Genomic DNA, 1543 nt, shown 5'->3' with positions numbered 1-1543 from the left:
CACGGTTAAATCCTTCACCCGGGGCGTGACTTGTTGTTAACTATGCTGATACATGCAGCGTAAGCCGATCACCCCTGGCGATGTAAAGTCTACAACTTAGTTCGAAACTTACAAGTGTGAACTCCGTCAGGCATATGAAAAAAAAGGGTTGTGTACGCTATGTTTAAACAATACGGTTGAACTTAATCGAGGCAAAAAAAGTCGCGAAGCCGCATCAGACAAGCATTTTAACAAAAATGCCGTTCAAGAAAGCCCATCTCGCGCCAGGGCAAAAAAAATTCCAGGATTAATCCTAAACTCGGTTAATGATACAGGTTTGAGTGAATTTTTAGCCCAGAAAGTTGTCTGCCAGGCTGATCGGTATTTCTTACCGGACGCATGATAAAGCCCATCGCGTGACCCTCTTCTGCAGCGGCAACCAGGCGTTCATGTTCCTCAATGCTCAGTTCTTCTGATAGCCAGCCAATAACGACGCTATAATTTCCGGTGCGCAGTGAGCGAACCATCGATTCCAGGGCGTTAGCGGGGGAGAGCTGGCTGATCTGCATCACCTTCGACAGCGGCAAACCGGACGACTGCACCCATTCACGACTCAGCTTCTGTTGTGGCGTCAGCCAGAGCTGCCAGCGCGATTGCTGGCCAAGCTGTTGTAATAAAGGAAGCAATAGCAGCTGCGTCATCATGGGCTGGTCTTCTCGATAGACTATTTCACTGATCAGCCCATTAGCTGGCTGTTCGGCAGCGTCATGAGAGCGACGACGTACTGAAGTAGAAGTCAGTGGTGAACGATTTGCGTGAGCTGATGTAAACATAGTCTATCCCGCCTGTGGGTTACTGTATGCATATACAGTATATGCGGCCGAGTGAAAGATCAACCCTATTTTCTCTGTTGCTGGATGAAATTTGTACGTCGCCGGGAGTGAACCCGCACCGGTCGCATCGGATATCCGCGCGTACACAATGTGAATTCATGGTTGTCGCGCTTTCTTCCTGGGTAAATTCTTCTCATAAATGATGGCATTAACGGTCTATGAGCGAACAGGGATGCCCTGCTCTCTGTATGCGATTGTGATGACTATTAATTAAGCATTTTATCTTCCCGCGTTTAACTTCATCAAATGACTATTTTCTGAAAGCCGCTCGCAAAAAAACACGCTGATTAAAATGAACAGATAATTCATGTTGCCGCATGAAGAGAAGTCACTTATTTTCTCTTTTAACGGATCCGTTAGGGAAGGTGCGAACAAGTTCCTGATATGAGATCATCATATTCATCCGGAGCGCATCCCAGAGGGACATCATGAGCCATCAACTCACCTTCGCCGATAGTGAATTCAGCACTAAGCGCCGTCAGACCCGAAAAGAGATTTTCCTCTCCCGCATGGAGCAGATTCTGCCATGGCAGAATATGACCGCTGTCATCGAGCCGTTTTATCCCAAGGCGGGCAATGGCCGACGGCCCTATCCGCTGGAGACCATGCTGCGTATTCACTGCATGCAGCATTGGTACAACCTGAGCGACGGTGCCATGGAAGATGCCCTG

2 protein-coding genes are annotated in these 1543 nt (G+C 48.3%); one reads left to right on the top strand and one right to left on the bottom strand.

Translation table 11 applies throughout. From position 1 onward, the window contains the following. Positions 1-302: 302 nt before the first annotated feature. Positions 303-812: an SOS-induced cell division inhibitor SulA gene (sulA, locus tag HMPREF1144_RS02850; protein WP_032721357.1), complete on the bottom strand. Its 510-nt coding sequence runs from the start codon at positions 810-812 to the stop codon at positions 303-305. A gap of 488 nt (positions 813-1300) precedes the next feature. Between sulA and HMPREF1144_RS02845 the strand changes: the two genes are divergently transcribed. Continuing rightward, positions 1301-1543: IS5/IS1182 family transposase (locus HMPREF1144_RS02845; RefSeq protein ID WP_009651803.1), on the top strand; the 243-nt coding region annotated here is incomplete at its 3' end.

Source organism: Klebsiella sp. OBRC7, from assembly GCF_000293135.1.
Taxonomy (GTDB): Bacteria; Pseudomonadota; Gammaproteobacteria; order Enterobacterales; family Enterobacteriaceae; genus Klebsiella; species Klebsiella michiganensis.
This window is presented reverse-complemented; position numbering and strand designations above follow the sequence as displayed.